This is a genomic window from Microvirga sp. HBU67558 (assembly GCF_018069605.1).
Classification (GTDB): domain Bacteria; phylum Pseudomonadota; class Alphaproteobacteria; order Rhizobiales; family Beijerinckiaceae; genus Microvirga; species Microvirga terrae.
The window spans coordinates 1-16078 of the sequence record NZ_JAGPUP010000452.1; the positions used below are offsets into that span (position 1 = coordinate 1).

Here is a 16078-nt window from a genome sequence, read left to right on the forward strand (position 1 = left end):
AGAACAAAGTGAGAACATGATCTCACCCACACCTGTCCACCACTCCCACGTCATCACCGGCCTTGTGCCGGTGATCTCGATCCGTAAGGCACGGCGCTTCACATGATCGGGATGGCCGGGACAGGCCCGGCCATGACGGGGAGGGTGTCAGGACGGACGGAGGGTGGCCGGGACAAGCCCGGCCATGACGCGAGGAGGTGGCCATGACGCGGTGGGTGGACGGGAACCGTTCTAGGCCTGCTCCAGCACCCGCCTGAGCAGATCCTTCGCGTAGACCTCGTCGGTCCGGCAGCCTTCTGCCAGCCAGGCTTGGCGGGCCTGCGCGAGCAGTTCACCGATCCTCGGCCCTTTCGGAATGCCGCCATCGACGAGGTCGCCCCCCCGCAAGGGGAAGACCGGCACGGGTTCCGCCCCGGTGCGGTAGCGTTCCAGTGCCTCGCGGCCGCCAGGATGCACGATCGGGAACGGCTCGCCGGCGGTCGCCGTCAGGACGGTGTCGAGGGCCGCGACGTCGTGATCCGCCGCCAGGCGGCGGATGGAAGCCGCGTCCAGGGGCAGGGCCCAGGTCTTCACAAGGCTCAGAAGCCGCGCATAGGCGACGAGCTTCCGGTGCTCGTCGTTGGAGAGACGCAGGCGCTCCCGCAGGCGGTCGGAATCCTCTTCGACCATCACCGCGAGCGCGGCCAGGCGCCAGACCGGGACGGGGTTTGCCGCGTCGGAGGCCGCCACCCGGCTGAAGCGGCCGAACTCGGCGGCGCCGCCCAGGAGCCACGGGAGGAAGCCGTGCTCCGCCAGGACGCCGATCGTGTCCTGCGCCCGCCGGGCGACCAGGAGCTTGAGCAGTTCGTGCCGGATCCGCTCCTTGGAGAGGATGTCCAGGCCCTGCCGCTCGGCACCCGCGGCGGCGAGACCCTCCGGGTCCGGATCGGCCTGCGCGTATTCCGCATGGAAGCGGAAGAAGCGCATGATCCTCAGATAATCCTCGCGGATGCGGGTGTGGGGATCACCGATGAACCGGACCCGCCGGGCCGCCAGATCGGACACGCCGTCCGTGTAGTCGTGGAGCCGCCCGTCGAGGCCGAGCGAGAGCGCGTTGATGGTGAAGTCGCGGCGCCTGGCATCGAGCACGAAATCGCGTCCGAAATGCACGACCGCGTGGCGCCCGTCGGTTTCCACATCCTCGCGCAGAGTCGTGATCTCGTAAGGCTCGCCGGCGACGATCACGGTGATCGTGCCGTGCTCGATCCCGGTCGGCACCGCTTTGAACCCGGCATCCTTCGCGCGCTCGACGATGGCTTCGGGCAGCATGGTCGTGGCGCAGTCCACTTCCGTCACGGGCCGCCCGAGAAGGGCATTGCGCACGGCCCCGCCGACGATGCGGGTCTCCTCGGTGCCGTCATTGAAGACTTCCAGGAGACGGCGCAGGGGTGGGCGCTCAAGAAGGCTCAGCAGGGCCTGTCGATCGAGGGTTTCCATCACTCGAAATGTCCTGGGACGACCCGTCCGTTCTCGACGTGGGTCGGCACATAGGTGCCCGTCTCGCGTTCGGCCAGCAGGCCGGTCGCAACCAGCGAGGCGATCACGAAGCTCAAGCCCGCGATGGCGAGCCAGAGAGACTGGTCGCTCCAGTGCGACCAGATGAGCGGATTGCGGCGGCGGACGACGAGGTAGACGCCGAAGAGAACGAAGGGCAGGAGGAACAGAACCAAGCCCTGGACAACCGCCCGCGTCATGAACCGTAGAGCCTCTCATACAGATTGCGGATGATGCCCGCCGTCACGCCCCAGATGTAGCGTCCCTCGTAGGGCATTGCATAGTAGCGCCGCACCCTCCCCTTCCATTCGCGGGAATGGAGCTCGTGGCGGGCGGGATCCATGAGGAAGCCGAGCGGCACCTCGAAGGTATCGGCCACCTCGTCGTGATTGAGGTTGAGGCTGTAGGAGGGGGAGACCCGCGCCACCACGGGCATGACGAGATAGTTGGTGGTGGACAGGTAGGCGTCCAGGTAGCCGAGCGGGCTGATGAAGCGGCTGTCGAGGCCGATCTCCTCCATGGCCTCGCGGCAGGCCGCCGCAAGGACCGACGCGTCCTCGGGGTCGACCCGCCCGCCCGGAAAGGCGATCTGCCCGGAATGCTGCCGCAGCTGCGCCGAGCGCTCGGTCAGGAGGAGCATCGGCTCCGCGCGCATGACGACCGGGACGAGGACCGCGGCAGGCTTCGGGGTCAGGGGGTGGGCCAGGGGCACGTTGTCGAGGCTGTGGTCGCCGCGCGGATTGGCGAGCGCCTCCTCGGGATGCGGCGGCTCGGCCCGCAGGCGCTCGGCCGCCAGCGTCAGGAAGTCCGGCGCGTCGTGGGGAGCAAGCCGCATCAGGAGGCATCCAGAGCGCTGAGGGGAGCGATGGGGAAGAACATGCCATTGGCCATGACACCGAAGGTGGCAACGTCCGCCACATCCCGTTCTTCGCCCATGGCGACCAGATCCAGCGCCAGGGAGCGCGTCACCCGCGCCCACAGATCCCCTCGGATCTTCACGTAAGGTTTGACTCCGCCGTTGGCGTCCTGCTCGAAGCGCAGGGGATGCTCGGGCCCGACCTGCACGAGATCGTCCACATTGGTCCGGAATGCGATCTGGCGGCTTTCCCCATCGCCGTCCACGGCCATCTCGACGGCGAGGAACGGCGCATCTTCAACGGTGATGCCGACCCGTTCGACCGGCGTGACGAGCACGTAGCGCTCCGGATCCTTGCGCAGCACCGTCGAGAACAGCCTCACGAGAGCGGGGCGGTTGATGGGCGTGCCCATGTAGTGCCACGTCCCGTCGGCCGCGATGCGCATATCGATCTCGCCGCAATAGGCCGGGTTCCAGCGCTCGACCGGCGGTGGTCCCTTGCGCGTGCCATCGGAGCCCAGAGCCTCTGTCAGGCGGGCCAGGGCATTCCCGGGAGCGGAGGCGGAGGGATCGATCATGACGCAAGCGTGAACAGGATTTTGAACTTTATGGATCGACGAACGGCCGCCGATTGTTACTTCTTAGTGCATCGTGCGGAAAAGTGGACCCGGTTTTCCGCATCAACGATGCACACATCAATGACGAAGCATCGGATCCGATCCCAAAAGTGGGTCCACTTTTGGGTCCGATGCTTAAGAGCATAGAGCCCCCGGCTGTCTCGTCCACTCCATCCCGTTCCTTGCTGCGGCGCAACGACCCTTGCATCTCGACGCGGATCGAAGGCAGACTACCTACCGGGGGCAATTGCGATCGAGAGAGTGACCTCATGACGGCCAGCATTGCTCAGGCGCCTACCGCATTGGACGACGCGATCATCCGCAACGCGGAGGCGACCCTCGAGACTGTCGGTCGGGCCCGCGAGGCCATCCACACGGTCATCTTCGGCCAGGAAGACGTGGTCGATCTCACCCTCATCACGCTTCTCGCGGGCGGCCACGGCCTGCTCGTGGGCGTTCCCGGCCTCGCCAAGACGAAGCTGGTGGAGACGCTCGGCACCGTGCTCGGGCTCGACGCCCGCCGCATCCAGTTCACCCCGGACCTGATGCCCTCCGACATTCTCGGGTCCGAGATCCTCGACGAGGGCGCCGACCGGCGCCGCTCCTTCCGCTTCGTCAAGGGTCCTGTCTTCGCGCAGCTCCTGATGGCCGACGAGATCAACCGCGCGAGCCCGCGCACCCAGTCGGCCCTGCTCCAGGCCATGCAGGAGCATCACGTCTCCGTGGGCGGCGAGCGGCATGACCTTCCGCAGCCCTTCCATGTGCTGGCCACGCAGAACCCGATCGAGCAGGAAGGCACCTATCCCCTGCCTGAAGCCCAGCTCGACCGCTTCCTGCTCGAGATCGACGTCGGCTATCCGACGCGCGAGGCCGAGCGGCGCATCCTGATCGAGACCACGGGCGCCGACGAGCACAAGCCGCAGGCGGTCATGAACGCCGAGGCCCTCATGAACGCGCAGCGCCTCGTCCGCCGCCTGCCGGTCGGCGAGAGCGTGGTCGAGGCGATCCTCGACCTCGTCCGGTCGGCGCGTCCCGAGGGCAACGGCATCGAGGGCGTGACCGACAGGATCCTCTGGGGACCCGGTCCCCGCGCCAGCCAGGCCCTGATGCTGGCGGTGCGCGCCCGCGCGTTGATCGAGGGCCGGGTCGCCCCGTCCATCGCCGACGTGGTGGCGCTCGCCGAGCCGGTGCTCAAGCACCGCATGGCCCTGACCTTCTCGGCCCGGGCGGATGGAGAAACCATCAAGAGCATCGTCGGCCGGCTCACGTCGCGGCTGGCAGGCTAGGAACCCCGTCATGGCCCGTGTCCGGGTCCTCCCCGAAAGCGCCCGCTCGCCGGGCCGCCGCGAAACGGAGAGCGCTCTCTCCCTCGCAGACCGCATGCCGCACCTCGTGCTCGAGTCCCGGCGGGTCGCCGCCAACCTGGCCCACGGCATCCACGGCCGCCGGCGCGCCGGCACCGGCGAAACCTTCTGGCAGTTCCGGCCCTTCGTGGCCGGCGAGGCGGCGCAGCGCGTCGACTGGCGCCGCTCGGCCCGCGACGACCGCCTCTATGTGCGCGAGCGCGAATGGGAGACCGCCCAGACCGTCTGGTTCTGGATCGACCGCTCCGCCTCCATGGGCTACGTCTCGGAGCTGGCGCAGGCGCCCAAGATCGAGCGCGCCATCGTGCTGGGCCTCGCGCTCGCCGATACCTTCGTCGAGGCCGGCGAGCGGGTCGGCATGCTCGGCCTCATGCCGCCGCGGGCAACCCGGCGCATCGCCGAGACCATGGCCCAGACGTTGGTGACGGACCGATTTTCCCTGGAGGAGGACCTGCCCCCGCAGGCTCCCGTGGCGCCGCAGCACGAAGCCGTTCTGATCAGCGATTTCCTGTCGCCCCTGCACGACGTCACCGCCATGGTCGAAGGCATCTCGTCGCGCGGGGCGCGCGGTCATCTCGTGATGATCGTTGATCCCGTCGAGGAGACCTTTCCGTTCCAGGGGCAGGCCGTCCTGCACGATCTCGAGGACGGGCTGTCGCTGCGGATCGGCGATGCGGTCTCCTGGGGCCGAGCCTATCGCCTGCGGATCGAGGAGCACCGGGAAGCGCTTCAGCAACTGGCCCGCCGCCGCGGCTGGACACTGACCATCCACCGCACCGACCGCCCGGCCAGCGAAGCCGCGCTCCGCATCATGACGCTCGTGTCGACGGCGCGCGGCACCGGGCCCGGAGGGCGCTGAGCGATGCTGGGCCTCCCCCTCACCTTCGCGGTTCCGCTCGTCCTGACGGCGCTCGCGGCCCTGCCGGCGATCTGGCTGCTCCTGCGCATCACACCGCCGCAACCGCGGCGGGTCGACTTCCCGCCCCTCAAGATTCTCGCGGATCTGCGGCCCGAGCAGGAGATGCCGGCGCGCACGCCCTGGTGGCTCCTTCTGCTGCGGCTGCTGCTCGCCGCCTTCCTGATCCTGGCGGCCGCGGGCCCGATCTGGAACCCGCTCGCGGAGGACGACAACCGCTCGCCGCTCCTGATCGTGCTCGACAACGGCTTTGCCGCCGCGCACGACTGGCGCGAGCGCATGAACCTCGCGGCGGAGCGCATCGAGGCGGCAGGCCGCGACGGGCGCACGGTCGCGCTCGTGGCGACCGCCGAGGCTCCCGCGGCCATCGAGCTGGCGAGCCCGGCCACCGCCCTGGAACGACTGCGCTCCCTCAAGCCCCTGCCGCATCTCCAGGACCGCCAGGCCCAGCTCGATTCCATCAGGCGTTTCATGGAATCCACGCCCGAGGCCAACATCGTCTGGATCAGCGACGGGGTGGCGGGCGTTGACGGACAGGGCTTCATCGACGGTTTGGCCAAGATGGCGAACGGGCAGCGGATCACCGTTCTGAAAGCGGAGCGCGCTCCGGCCCTGGCCGTTGCCGGCGCAGAGAATGCCAGCGGCCAGCTCAATGTCAGGCTCGTGCGTCCCGAGCCGAACGGACGCGATGCCGGCACCGTGCGCGCCCTCGACCTGAAGAGCCTGCCGCTTGCGGACATGCGCTTCTCCTTCGATCCGAACGCCACCGAGACCAACGTCGCGTTCGATCTGCCCACCGAAATCCGCAACGCCATCGCGCGCATCGAAATCCTCGGCGAAGGCTCGGCCGGCGCCGTGCATCTCCTCGACGAGCGCGGCAAGCGCCGCCGTGTCGGCCTCGTGTTCGGCGGCACCTCCGATCAGGCCCAGCCCCTGCTCTCGCCGCTCTACTACATCGAGCGCGCGCTCGCGCCCTATTCGGAGATCCGCAACGGACGCGGCGCGGTGGCCGACGCGGTGAACCAGCTCATCGACGAGCAGGTATCCGTTCTCGTGCTGGCCGATGTGGGCGGGCTCGACCGGGAGACCCTGGGCCGGGTCACGGCCTTCGTCGAGAAGGGCGGGATGCTCCTGCGCTTCGCCGGCTCCCGCCTGGCGGCCGGCAACGACGAGCTCGTGCCGGTGCGCCTGCGCCGGGGCGGGCGCAGCCTCGGCGGCACCCTGTCCTGGGACACGCCCAAGACCTTCGCGCCCTTTACCCGAGAAAGCCCCTATTTCGGCCTGACCGTGCCGGAGGAGATCGGCATCCGACGCCAGATCCTCGCGGAACCGGACGGCGACCTGCCGGCGAAGACCTGGGCGTCGCTCGTCGACGGCACGCCCATCGTGACGGCGGACAAGCGCGGCGACGGCATGATCGTGCTCTTTCACGTGACGGCCGACACCACCTGGTCGAACCTGCCCCTGTCGGGCCTCTTCGTCGACATGCTGCGCCGGACCACGGCGCTCGCGGGGGCGCCGAGCGATGCCAACGCGGAGGCGCGCAATGCGGAGAACGACACGGTGGCCCCACGACTGACCCTCGACGGCTACGGCATCTACACGTCGCCCCCGGCCAACGCTCGCGCCGTGGCACGCAACTACGCCGAGCGCGCGACCGGAGAGCATCCGCCGGGCTTCTACGGGCCGGTGGATTCGAGTCTCGCGGTGAACGCGCTCCTGCAGGGCGACCGTCTCGCGCCTCTCGACTACGCTCCCCTCAACGCCCGGGTCGCCCCGCTCGCCGGGGCGCAGACCATCGATCTGCGCATGCCGCTCTTCATGCTCGCCCTGGTGCTCCTGCTGATCGACACCCTCGCGTCGCTCTGGCTCGGGGGCCATCTGTCGAACGTCGCCTCGCGTCTGCGCCGGGCCGGCGCCGCGGCCGCCATCGTGCTCGGCGCGTCCCTTCTCCTCAACCCGGCCTCGGACGCGAGCGCGCAGGAGCGCCGCTCCGCCATGTCGATGGAGAGCGCCAGCCCCGCCCTCGTGACGCGGCTCGCCTATGTGGTCACGGGCGATTCCCAGGTCGATGAAACGAGCAAGGCGGGCCTGACCGGGCTGACGCAGGTGCTGAGTCAGCGGACCGCCCTGTCGCCCGGAGAGCCCATCGGGATCGATCTCTCGCGGGACGAAGTGGCGTTCTATCCACTGATCTACTGGCCCGTCGTGGCGTCGCGGCCCATGCCGTCCGAAGCGGCGATCCGGCGCCTCGATGCCTTCATGAAGGGCGGCGGCACCGTGATCTTCGACACCCGCGACGCCTTCGGCAACCGTCCGGACGGCGCCCCCACGGCCGAGGGGCAGTATCTGCGCCGGATGCTGGCGAGCCTCGACATCCCGGAGCTCGAGCCGGTGCCCGCCGACCACGTGCTGACCAAGACCTTCTACATCCTGGACACCTTCCCGGGCCGCTACGCCACCGGGCAGACCTGGGTCGAGGCCCTGCCGCCCGCGCCCGAAGGCGAGGCGAGCCGCCCGGCCCGCTCCGGCGACGGTGTCTCGCCGATCATCATCACGTCCAACGATCTCGCGGCCGCCTGGGCGGTCGGGGCCAGGGGCGAATTCATCTACCCGATCGTGGGCAGCGACCAGCGCCAGCGGGAATTCTCGTACCGCAGCGGCGTCAACATCGTCATGTACGCGCTGACCGGCAACTACAAGGCCGACCAGGTGCACGTGCCGGCCCTGCTCGAACGCCTCGGGCAGTAAGAGGGAACCAGCTTGCTCTCGATCAGCTTCTCCCCGCTCATCCCGGCCTACGGCCTCTGGGCCCTCGGCGCGGTCGTCGCGCTGCTCGCGGTCCTCGCGCTGGTCTCCCGTGGACCCGTGGCGATCCTCCGGGCCGTCGCCCTCGGACTCGTGCTCCTGGCGCTCGCCAACCCGGCGCTCGTGCAGGAGGATCGGGAGAAGGTGAAGGACATCGTGGCGGTCGTGGTCGACCGCTCCACCTCGCAGACCCTGGGCGACCGTCCGGCCATGACCGATCAGGTGCGGGCCGAGCTGGAGCGGCGCTTCGGCTCCCTGGCCGACGTGGACCCGCGCTTCATCGAGGCGGATGACGGCAGCGGCGACGACGGCACGCGCCTGTTCGCCGCCCTCTCCAACGGGTTGGCCGACGTGCCGCCGGACCGGCTCGCCGGCGTCGTCTTCGTCACCGACGGCGTGGTGCACGACATCCCGTCCTCCGTGGAGGGTCTCGGCTTCCGGGCGCCTCTTCACGCGCTCATCACCGGTCGCCCCGACGAGCGCGACCGGCAGATCAAGCTCCTGGAGGCACCCCGGTTCGGCATCGTCGGCAAGGACCAGACGATCCGCGCACAGATCATGGAGCGCGGCGGCACCGGCTCGGCGCTCGTCACCGTTCGCCGCGACGGACAGGTTCTCACCCGCCTGCAGGTGCGGGCCGACACGCCCTTCTCCCTCGATGTACGCATCGAGCATGGCGGCACCAACGTGGTCGAGCTCGAAGTGGAAGGCCTGCCCAACGAGCTGACGCAGGCCAACAACCGGGCGGTGATTCCCATCGAGGGCATCCGCGAGAAGCTGCGCGTGCTGCTGGTCTCCGGCGAGCCGCATGCGGGCGAGCGCACCTGGCGCAATCTCCTGAAATCCGACGCCAATGTGGATCTCGTCCACTTCACGATCCTTCGCCCGCCGGAGAAGCAGGACGGCACGCCGATCAACGAGCTCTCGCTGATCGCCTTCCCGACCCGCGAGCTGTTCCAGCAGAAGATCAAGGAATTCGACCTGATCATCTTCGACCGCTACGCCAACCAGAGCATCCTGCCGTCGAGCTATTTCGAGAACATCGTGCGCTATGTGCGCGAGGGCGGGGCGATCCTGGTGGCGGCGGGCCCCGAATTCGCGAGCTACGGCAGCCTCGCGCAGACCCGGCTCGCGCCGATCATCCCGGGCCAGCCCAACGGCAGCATCGTCGAGCAGCCCTACAAGGCGCAGATCACCGATACGGGCGACCGTCACCCCGTCACCCGCGACCTTCCGGGCTCGGAGCAGTCGCCGCCGGCCTGGGGCGAGTGGCTGCGGATCATCGGCTCGCAGGTGCAGTCGGGCGATACGCTCATGTCGGGAGCGAACGACCTGCCGCTCCTCGTCCTGCGCCGGGAGGACAAAGGCCGCGTCGCGCTGCTGCTCTCGGACCATGCCTGGCTCTGGGCCCGCGGCTATCAGGACGGCGGCCCGCATCTCGATCTCCTGCGCCGCCTCGCCCATTGGCTCATGAAGGAGCCGGCTCTCGAGGAGGAGGCCCTGCGGGCGAGCGCGCAGGGCCGCGACATCCGGGTCGAGCGCCAGACCATGGCGGAAACCGCCGACCCGGTGACCATCGTGGCGCCGAGCGGCCAGGAGAGCAGCGTCCCGCTCACCGAGTCGCGCCCCGGTCTCTTCACGGCCCAGGTGGCGAGCCGCGAGCTCGGCCTGCACACGGTCCGCTCGGGCGATCTCATCACCTTCGTCAGCATCGGCCCGGCCAATCCGCGCGAGCTCATGGACGTGTTCAGCAACACGGAGGCGCTGAGCGCGATCGCCGAGGCGACCGGCGGATCGGTCCGCCGCGTCGCGATGGCGGGCGATCAGAGCATCACGGTGCCGCGCGTTCTCGCGGTGCATTCGGGCACACGCTTCTCCGGCGGCGACTGGATCGGAATCAAGCCGAGCGACAGCGCCATCGTGCGCGGGGTGTCCGTGTTCCCGATGGCGCTCGGCTTCGTGGGCCTCGTGCTCCTGATCGGCTCGACCCTCGCGGCCTGGCTGATCGAGGGACGGCGCCGGGCGTAAGCGAGGCGGCAACCCGCTCCTGCGTCATCACCGGCCTTGTGCCAGTGATCTCGATTGTTTGAAACACCGCGCTTTTCTGCATTGGGATGGCCGGCACAAGGCCGGCCATGACGTCGAGTGGTGAACAACGGATGTTGACTACCCGTCCCCGTCAGGGAGCGGGCTCACCAAACCCCTGGCGCCGGCCATGGCGCCTTCGCCCAGCTCCAGGGCCAGGAAGCGGGCCGGATTGACCGGGCCCGGAAGCTGCAGCTGCTGCGGCGGGATGCGCTTGAAGCCGAAGCGGCTGTAATAGGGCTCGTCGCCCACGAGCAGCACCAGGGTATGGCCCCCAGCCTTGGCGGCATCGAGGGAGCGGCGCATGAGGGCCGCCCCGATGCCGCGGCTCTCGAAGGCCGGCTCGACGGTGAGCGGGCCCAGCATCAGGGCCGGCACGTCGCCGGCCTTCACCGGGGTCATGCGCACCGAGCCGACCAGCAGCGTGCCGACCAGGGCCGTGAACGACAGGTCGAGCCGATGGGACGCCCCTTCCCTCAGGCGCGAGGCGGTGCGGGCGAAGCGGCCCGGGCCGAAGGCGCGCTCGTGCAGGCGCTCGATGGCCTCTGAATCGATGGGTTGCTCGGTGCGGATCTGGAGCGAGAGCTCGGTCATGGACGGACTCGGAGACGAGAAAGAGAACGAGAAGGCGGCGGAACTGAACGTCAGCCGTGTCGTCGTCGCGCAATCCGTGTGATGCTCATGGGGCTCGGCATTTCCTCAACGGTGCTAGCGCATTGTGCGGAAAAGTGGACCCGGTTTTCCGCGAAGAACGATGCGCTCTTCAAAGAGTGGAGCATCGGATGAGATTCCAAAAGTGGAATCCACTTTTGGGTCCGATGCTCTAGGCCATAGCAGCGCCGGGAACGCGGCGCAAACCCTCTCTCACCAGATGGCCGAGGGGGGCTGCCCGTCCAGGATCTCGGCCAAACGGCTGCGGGTCGCGGCGGTCGTTCCCTCGGGCAGTCGGTCGAGCGAGAAGAAGCCCGCCTCGGCGATCTCCCGGTCCGGCTGCTTGACCGACAGCACCGTGAACCGTCGGATGACGTAGACCAGCACGTGGTCGCGCCGGGAGATCCGGTTGTTGAAGAAGACACCGAACAGCCGGGGCGTTTCGTCCATGGCGATGCACGCTTCCTCCCGGAGTTCGCGGCCCAATGCCTCGAGGGCGGTCTCGCCGGTCTCGACGCCGCCTCCCGGCAGGTGCCAGCCGGGCACATAGGTGTGCCGGATGAGGAAGACCCGGTTCCGGTCGTCGAGGACCACGGCCCGGACGCCGAGCGTCATGCCCCGGGAGAAGCGCCAATAGGTATGGAGCGCCCGGGAGACGAGGCGCGCAGACCGGCGAGGCTGAGGATCGGACATCGAACCACCCCATCACGATAAGATTACCGGAGGATGAATGTAGTCATTCATCAATTGCATAGCTGTTCCGGCAATTTGGCGCGTGACCGGGATTAGACAAAGGTCTAAGACAGGGCCAACCAAAGGTGTTCCAATGTTTCTCGCCCTGATCCTGTCCCGTCTCAACCGTTCCGCCCGCTTCTCCTGGTCCCCGGCCCTCAACCTCGAGGACCGCTCGATCTACTCGACCCTGATCCCGGGCGCCCAGTACTGAGTTCGAGGCCACCCCTCTGCTGACGCAGGGAGGCTTGGCAACCGCCCGGCTTCTTGTTTAGAATTCTTCTAAACAGGAGCAGGCATGAAGTCTCTGTCCCAATTGTCCGAGCGCGAGGTCATCGCGCTCGCCATCGGCAGCGAAGAGGAAGATTCGCGGATCTACCAGCATTTCGCGGATCGCCTCCGGGGTGATTTCCCCGCCTCGGCCGAGATCTTCGACGGCATGGCCGAGGAGGAGCGCGCCCATCGCAACGCCCTCTACGGCTTCTATCGTGACCGCTTCGGCGAGCACCTGCCGCCGATCCGCCGCGAGGACGTGCGCGGCTTCCTGAAGCGCCGTGCCGTGTGGTGGAGCCCCCATCTCGACCTCGACCGCGTGCGCCGCGAGGCGGAGGTCATGGAGCTGCAGGCGGCAAATTTCTACGAAAAGGCCGCCCGGCAGACCCTCGACGTGTCCGTGCGCGAGCTGTTCACGCGGCTCGCGGAGGTCGAGCGCGGCCACGAGCGCAAGGCCGGCGAGCTGCACGCCGCCCACCTGACCGACAGTGCCGAGGCCGCCGAGGAGCATGCCCGTCGCCGGCTCTTCGTGCTGCAATACGTGCAGCCGGGGCTGGCCGGGCTGATCGACGGCTCGGTCTCCACCCTCGCCCCCCTGTTCGCCGCCGCCTTCGCGACCCAGAACAACTGGGAGACCTTCCTGGTCGGGCTCGCGGCCTCGGTCGGCGCCGGCATCAGCATGGGCCTGACGGAAGCCCTCTCCGACGACGGCGAGATCACGGGCCGCGGCTCGCCCTGGCTGCGCGGCCTGGTCTGCGGCGTCATGACGGCGGCCGGCGGCCTCGGCCACACCCTGCCCTACCTGGTGCCGGATTCCTGGCCCAACGCCTTCCTCCTCGCCACCGGCATCGCGGCCCTCGTGGTGGCGGTCGAGCTCGTAGCGATCTCGTGGATCCGCACGCGGTTCATGGACACGCCGTTCTGGAGCGCGACCCTCCAGGTCGTCGTGGGGGGCGTTCTGGTGCTTCTCGCCGGGATCTTCATCGGCAGCGCTTGACGGGAGGGGTACCGCGCGCGAACTCTCGCTTCCCGACGCATCAATCCGGCCGCCATGTTCCGCATCGCTCACCTGACCGACCCCCATGTGGGTCCCCTGCCCCGGCCGCGTCTCAAGCAGCTTCTGAGCAAGCGCCTGACCGGCTGGTACAACTGGCACCGCAGCCGGCACGACCTCCATGACATGGAGCTCCTGGCAGAACTCGTCGCCGACATCCACGCGCAGAAGCCCGACCACATCACCTGCACGGGCGACACCTGCAACATCGGCCTGCCGGACGAATGGAAGACGTCCCGGGTCTTCCTCGAAAGCCTGGGCGACCCGTCCCGCGTGACCTTCGTGCCGGGCAACCACGACGCCTATGTGCGCGGCTCGCTCGAGGGCCTGCTGCGGGAGATCTCGCCCTGGACCCGCGGCGACGACGGCCGCGAAGGCGCGTTCCCCTACCTGCGCCGCTATGGGTCCATCGCCATGGTCGGCCTGTCCTCCGCCATCCCGACCCTGCCGTTCGTGGCGAGCGGACGGGTCGGATCGCGGCAGATGAAGGCCGTCGAGCAGATCCTCGGCGAGCTGGGGCGGGAACCGGGCTGCTTCCGGATCGTCCTGATCCACCACCCGCCCCATATCGGCGGCGCGGAGGCGGGCCGCAACCTCACGGATGCCTCCCGGTTCGAGAAGATGCTGTGCCGGGTCGGCGCGGAGCTCGTGCTGCACGGGCACAACCATGTGGGCTCACTCGCCCATCTCGACGGCCCGCGCGGCCCCATCCCGGTGATCGGCGCGCCCTCGGCCTCGGCGCGGGGCGGAACGCTGACCCACAAGGCGGGCTACCATCTCTTCACCATCGGCCGGGACGAGACCGGATTTCTCCTCATGGCCGAATTGCGGGGCCTGAAGCCCGACGGCACGGTCGGGGGGATGGGCATGCTCTCCCTCGCGCGCATTCGTCAGCCCGAGACGAAGTCTTGAGTAAACCTCCGAGGCCGCACCAAAGCATAAGGCCCAGCTGAAACGCCAAGGTTCGAAGAATAGACGCGTCTTCCACTGTCGCGCGAGTCATCTCTATTGGCGTTCAGCGTAGCCGTGGCCAAGCTTTGACAGCTGGACCGGAATTTATGCTGAACGGAACCTGACTTTCCTGGAACCGCTTAGATCGATTGCCGTTGAAGGGGTGCAGCAGCAACCCATGACCTCCGCGAGCCTGATGGGCTTTGCACGGTGTTCTGCGATCCCGGTAACAGGAGTTCACCCCATGAAGAAATACCTTCCCGTCGCAGCCTTGCTTGCATCCGTTTCGGCCGTCCCGGCCTCTGCCCAAATCATGGACAGCCAGACCTACCGCACGATGGCGGCTCAATCGGATGCTTTCGAGATCGCCTCGAGCCAGCTCGCCCTTGAGCGCTCGCGCAATCCGGCCGTGCGCCGCTACGCCCAGAACATGATCAAGGACCACAGCATGACCAGCCAGGCCCTGAATGGCGGCCGCCCGGTCTATTCCGCGTCCGGTGAGTTCATCGGCGGATCTCTGGGCGGCACCCTCGCGGGCGCCGGCATCGGCGCCCTCGTGGGCGGTCCGGTCGGCGCGGCGGTGGGCGCGGGCGTCGGCGCGACGGCCGGCGCGACCGCGGGTGCGGCGGCCAGCGGCGCTCCGGGCACAGCCGGCGGCACGGCGACGGGCGCTCTGACGGGTGCCGGCGTCGGCGCCCTGGTGGGTGGCCCGGTGGGTGCCGCGGTCGGCGCCGGCGTCGGCGCGACGACCGGTGCTGCGGCCGGCCGCGCGGCCGACGTGCAGGCGACGGGCTCGGTGACCCCGATCCGCCTCGGCGTGCCGCTCTCCCCTGAGAAGACCGCCATGCTGAACCAGCTCGCCTCGACCTCGGGCCCGCAGTTCGACCGCCTGTACGGCCAGGCTCAGCGCATGGGCCACCAGGAGGCCCTCGCCCTGCATTCGGGCTATGCCCAGGCCGGCAACGATCCAGGCCTGCGCCAGTTCGCAGCTTCGGTGGTTCCGCATATCGAGCACCACCTCGCGGATGCCCAGCGCCTCCCGGGCGCCACGGCCCGTCGCCGCTAAGCGGCTTCAGATCGAACGACCTTTGCGGCGGGCCCTTGGCCCGCCGTTTGCCTGTTCGCCCAAAGCCGTAGTTCAAACCTGTTCGCCACGGCTTGCGGTGCCCCTTCCAGGGTGTAGGAAGGGAAAAGCGGTCCGGCCTTCCGGATCCCTCGATCACTCCCGACATCCCGCGAGCTTCCATGGCCTACGTCATTCCCGCGCCTTCGACTCCCGCCCTCCCCGTGGCCGGCAGCGCCGACCTCTTCCCGGTCCGCCGGGTCTATTGCGTCGGCCGCAACTATGCGGCCCATGCGCGGGAAATGGGTGGCGATCCGACCCGCGAACCGCCCTTCTTCTTCATGAAACCGGCCGATGCCCTCCAGCCGGTCACGGAGGGCGAAACGGCAGACCATTCCTATCCCCCGAAGACCGGGAACTACCACTTCGAGATCGAGATGGTCGTGGCCCTGGCCAAGGGCGGGCGCGACATCCCCGTCGAGCAGGCCCTCGACCACGTCTTCGGCTATGCGGTCGGCCTCGACATGACCCGCCGCGACCTCCAGGACGAGGCCAAGCAGCTTCGCCGCCCCTGGGAACTCGGCAAGGCGGCCGATCATTCGGGCCCGGTCGGCCCGATCCATCCGGTCTCGCAGGTTGGACACCCGGCCGGCGGCACGATCTCCCTGTCCGTGGACGGAGCGACGAAGCAGACGGCGGACCTCTCCGACATGATCTGGTCGGTCGCCGAGCAGATCGCCTACCTGTCCTCCTATTTCGAGCTCGCCCCCGGGGACGTGATCTTCTCCGGCACGCCAGACGGAGTCGGCGCCGTAACCCAGGGACAGACCATGGTCGGCGCGGTCGAAGGCCTCGGCGAGATCCGGCTCCGGGTCGTGTGAGGGCCGAGCGCTCCCCCCCTTGCGTTTTGGTCGAGTTTGTCTGTTACTGCGTCACGGCGCGGCCCTCTCGGGGGCCGCGGGCACGTCAGGCCTCGGCGCGAAGCCGGGGCCCATAAATAAGGGAACGACTATGAATTTCGTTAAGTCCGTCGGCCTGGCTCTTCTCGGTTCCGCGCTTGCGATCGGCGGAGCGGCCGCCCAGCAGAAGACGGTAAAGATCGCAACCGAAGGCGCCTATGCCCCGTGGAACTTCACCGGCGCGGGCGGCAAGCTCGAAGGCTTCGAGATCGATCT

General features: G+C 68.7%; 14 protein-coding genes and 1 pseudogene. 9 read left to right on the forward strand and 6 right to left on the reverse strand.

Annotated elements, in window-relative coordinates; genetic code table 11:
- Positions 1-231: 231 nt before the first annotated feature.
- Genes KBI52_RS05915 through KBI52_RS05930 form a run of 4 tightly spaced genes read right to left on the reverse strand, consistent with a single transcriptional unit; the run spans position 232 to position 2967 of the window.
- The gene (locus KBI52_RS05915) at positions 232-1476 is read right to left on the reverse strand and encodes a CCA tRNA nucleotidyltransferase (RefSeq protein ID WP_210806056.1); all 1245 of its coding nucleotides are present in this window, start codon (positions 1474-1476) and stop codon (positions 232-234) included.
- Entirely contained in the window at positions 1476-1733 is a 258-nt protein-coding gene (locus KBI52_RS05920; RefSeq protein ID WP_173945973.1) for a DUF6111 family protein, read from the reverse strand. Before KBI52_RS05920 ends, KBI52_RS05915 begins: the two co-directional genes overlap by 1 nt.
- Complete coding sequence (locus KBI52_RS05925) at positions 1730-2368, reverse strand: CoA pyrophosphatase (RefSeq protein ID WP_173945972.1); 639 nt, start codon at positions 2366-2368, stop codon at positions 1730-1732. Before KBI52_RS05925 ends, KBI52_RS05920 begins: the two co-directional genes overlap by 4 nt.
- Positions 2368-2967, reverse strand: coding sequence for a DUF1285 domain-containing protein (locus KBI52_RS05930; RefSeq protein ID WP_173945971.1), 600 nt, complete (start codon positions 2965-2967; stop codon positions 2368-2370). The genes KBI52_RS05925 and KBI52_RS05930 overlap by 1 nt, the downstream gene beginning before the upstream one ends.
- A gap of 308 nt (positions 2968-3275) precedes the next feature.
- Between KBI52_RS05930 and KBI52_RS05935 the strand changes: the two genes are divergently transcribed.
- From KBI52_RS05935 to KBI52_RS05950, 4 genes are read left to right on the forward strand one after another with little or no spacing between them, the layout of a single operon-like run.
- The gene (locus tag KBI52_RS05935; RefSeq protein ID WP_173945970.1) at positions 3276-4292 is read left to right on the forward strand and encodes a MoxR family ATPase; all 1017 of its coding nucleotides are present in this window, start codon (positions 3276-3278) and stop codon (positions 4290-4292) included.
- Between the two features lie 10 nt (positions 4293-4302).
- Positions 4303-5229, forward strand: a complete 927-nt coding sequence (locus tag KBI52_RS05940) for a DUF58 domain-containing protein (RefSeq protein WP_173945969.1) — start codon at positions 4303-4305, stop codon at positions 5227-5229.
- A 3-nt stretch (positions 5230-5232) separates the two neighbouring features.
- Complete coding sequence (locus KBI52_RS05945; RefSeq protein ID WP_210806058.1) at positions 5233-8037, forward strand: DUF4159 domain-containing protein; 2805 nt, start codon at positions 5233-5235, stop codon at positions 8035-8037.
- A 12-nt stretch (positions 8038-8049) separates the two neighbouring features.
- Positions 8050-10122 (forward strand): hypothetical protein, encoded by a 2073-nt coding sequence (locus KBI52_RS05950; RefSeq protein ID WP_210806060.1) that lies wholly within the window; start codon positions 8050-8052, stop codon positions 10120-10122.
- Positions 10123-10260: 138 nt separating this feature from the next.
- Here the strand turns inward: KBI52_RS05950 and KBI52_RS05955 are convergent, their stop codons facing one another.
- Positions 10261-10773, reverse strand: coding sequence for a GNAT family N-acetyltransferase (locus KBI52_RS05955; RefSeq protein WP_210806062.1), 513 nt, complete (start codon positions 10771-10773; stop codon positions 10261-10263).
- Between the two features lie 270 nt (positions 10774-11043).
- Positions 11044-11523, reverse strand: a complete 480-nt coding sequence (locus tag KBI52_RS05960) for an NUDIX domain-containing protein (RefSeq protein WP_173945965.1) — start codon at positions 11521-11523, stop codon at positions 11044-11046.
- Between the two features lie 337 nt (positions 11524-11860).
- Here KBI52_RS05960 and mbfA point away from each other — a divergent pair, with 337 nt between their 5' ends.
- The 5 genes and pseudogenes from mbfA to KBI52_RS32740 form a co-directional block, all read left to right on the forward strand.
- A complete protein-coding gene (gene mbfA / locus KBI52_RS05965; protein WP_210806064.1) occupies positions 11861-12832 on the forward strand; it encodes an iron exporter MbfA in 972 nt (323 codons plus the stop codon).
- Positions 12833-12886: 54 nt separating this feature from the next.
- The gene (locus KBI52_RS05970) at positions 12887-13801 is read left to right on the forward strand and encodes a metallophosphoesterase (RefSeq protein ID WP_210806066.1); all 915 of its coding nucleotides are present in this window, start codon (positions 12887-12889) and stop codon (positions 13799-13801) included.
- 283 nt (positions 13802-14084) lie between these two features.
- Complete coding sequence (locus KBI52_RS05975) at positions 14085-14906, forward strand: DUF4142 domain-containing protein (protein WP_173945962.1); 822 nt, start codon at positions 14085-14087, stop codon at positions 14904-14906.
- Between the two features lie 179 nt (positions 14907-15085).
- Complete coding sequence (locus KBI52_RS05980) at positions 15086-15784, forward strand: fumarylacetoacetate hydrolase family protein (protein WP_210806068.1); 699 nt, start codon at positions 15086-15088, stop codon at positions 15782-15784.
- Between the two features lie 130 nt (positions 15785-15914).
- Positions 15915-16078: pseudogene (locus KBI52_RS32740) on the forward strand (ABC transporter substrate-binding protein); the annotation flags it as partial.

Bases quoted from the DNA above. Each gene is read 5' to 3' on its own strand.
- KBI52_RS05915 (WP_210806056.1), bottom strand. From the start codon at position 1,476: ATGGAAACCCTCGATCGACAGGCCCTGCTGAGCCTTCTTGAGCGCCCA.
- KBI52_RS05920 (WP_173945973.1), bottom strand. From the start codon at position 1,733: ATGACGCGGGCGGTTGTCCAGGGCTTGGTTCTGTTCCTCCTGCCCTTC.
- KBI52_RS05925 (WP_173945972.1), bottom strand. From the start codon at position 2,368: ATGCGGCTTGCTCCCCACGACGCGCCGGACTTCCTGACGCTGGCGGCC.
- KBI52_RS05930 (WP_173945971.1), bottom strand. From the start codon at position 2,967: ATGATCGATCCCTCCGCCTCCGCTCCCGGGAATGCCCTGGCCCGCCTG.
- KBI52_RS05935 (WP_173945970.1), top strand. From the start codon at position 3,276: ATGACGGCCAGCATTGCTCAGGCGCCTACCGCATTGGACGACGCGATC.
- KBI52_RS05940 (WP_173945969.1), top strand. From the start codon at position 4,303: ATGGCCCGTGTCCGGGTCCTCCCCGAAAGCGCCCGCTCGCCGGGCCGC.
- KBI52_RS05945 (WP_210806058.1), top strand. From the start codon at position 5,233: ATGCTGGGCCTCCCCCTCACCTTCGCGGTTCCGCTCGTCCTGACGGCG.
- KBI52_RS05955 (WP_210806062.1), bottom strand. From the start codon at position 10,773: ATGACCGAGCTCTCGCTCCAGATCCGCACCGAGCAACCCATCGATTCA.
- KBI52_RS05960 (WP_173945965.1), bottom strand. From the start codon at position 11,523: ATGTCCGATCCTCAGCCTCGCCGGTCTGCGCGCCTCGTCTCCCGGGCG.
- mbfA (WP_210806064.1), top strand. From the start codon at position 11,861: ATGAAGTCTCTGTCCCAATTGTCCGAGCGCGAGGTCATCGCGCTCGCC.
- KBI52_RS05970 (WP_210806066.1), top strand. From the start codon at position 12,887: ATGTTCCGCATCGCTCACCTGACCGACCCCCATGTGGGTCCCCTGCCC.
- KBI52_RS05975 (WP_173945962.1), top strand. From the start codon at position 14,085: ATGAAGAAATACCTTCCCGTCGCAGCCTTGCTTGCATCCGTTTCGGCC.
- KBI52_RS05980 (WP_210806068.1), top strand. From the start codon at position 15,086: ATGGCCTACGTCATTCCCGCGCCTTCGACTCCCGCCCTCCCCGTGGCC.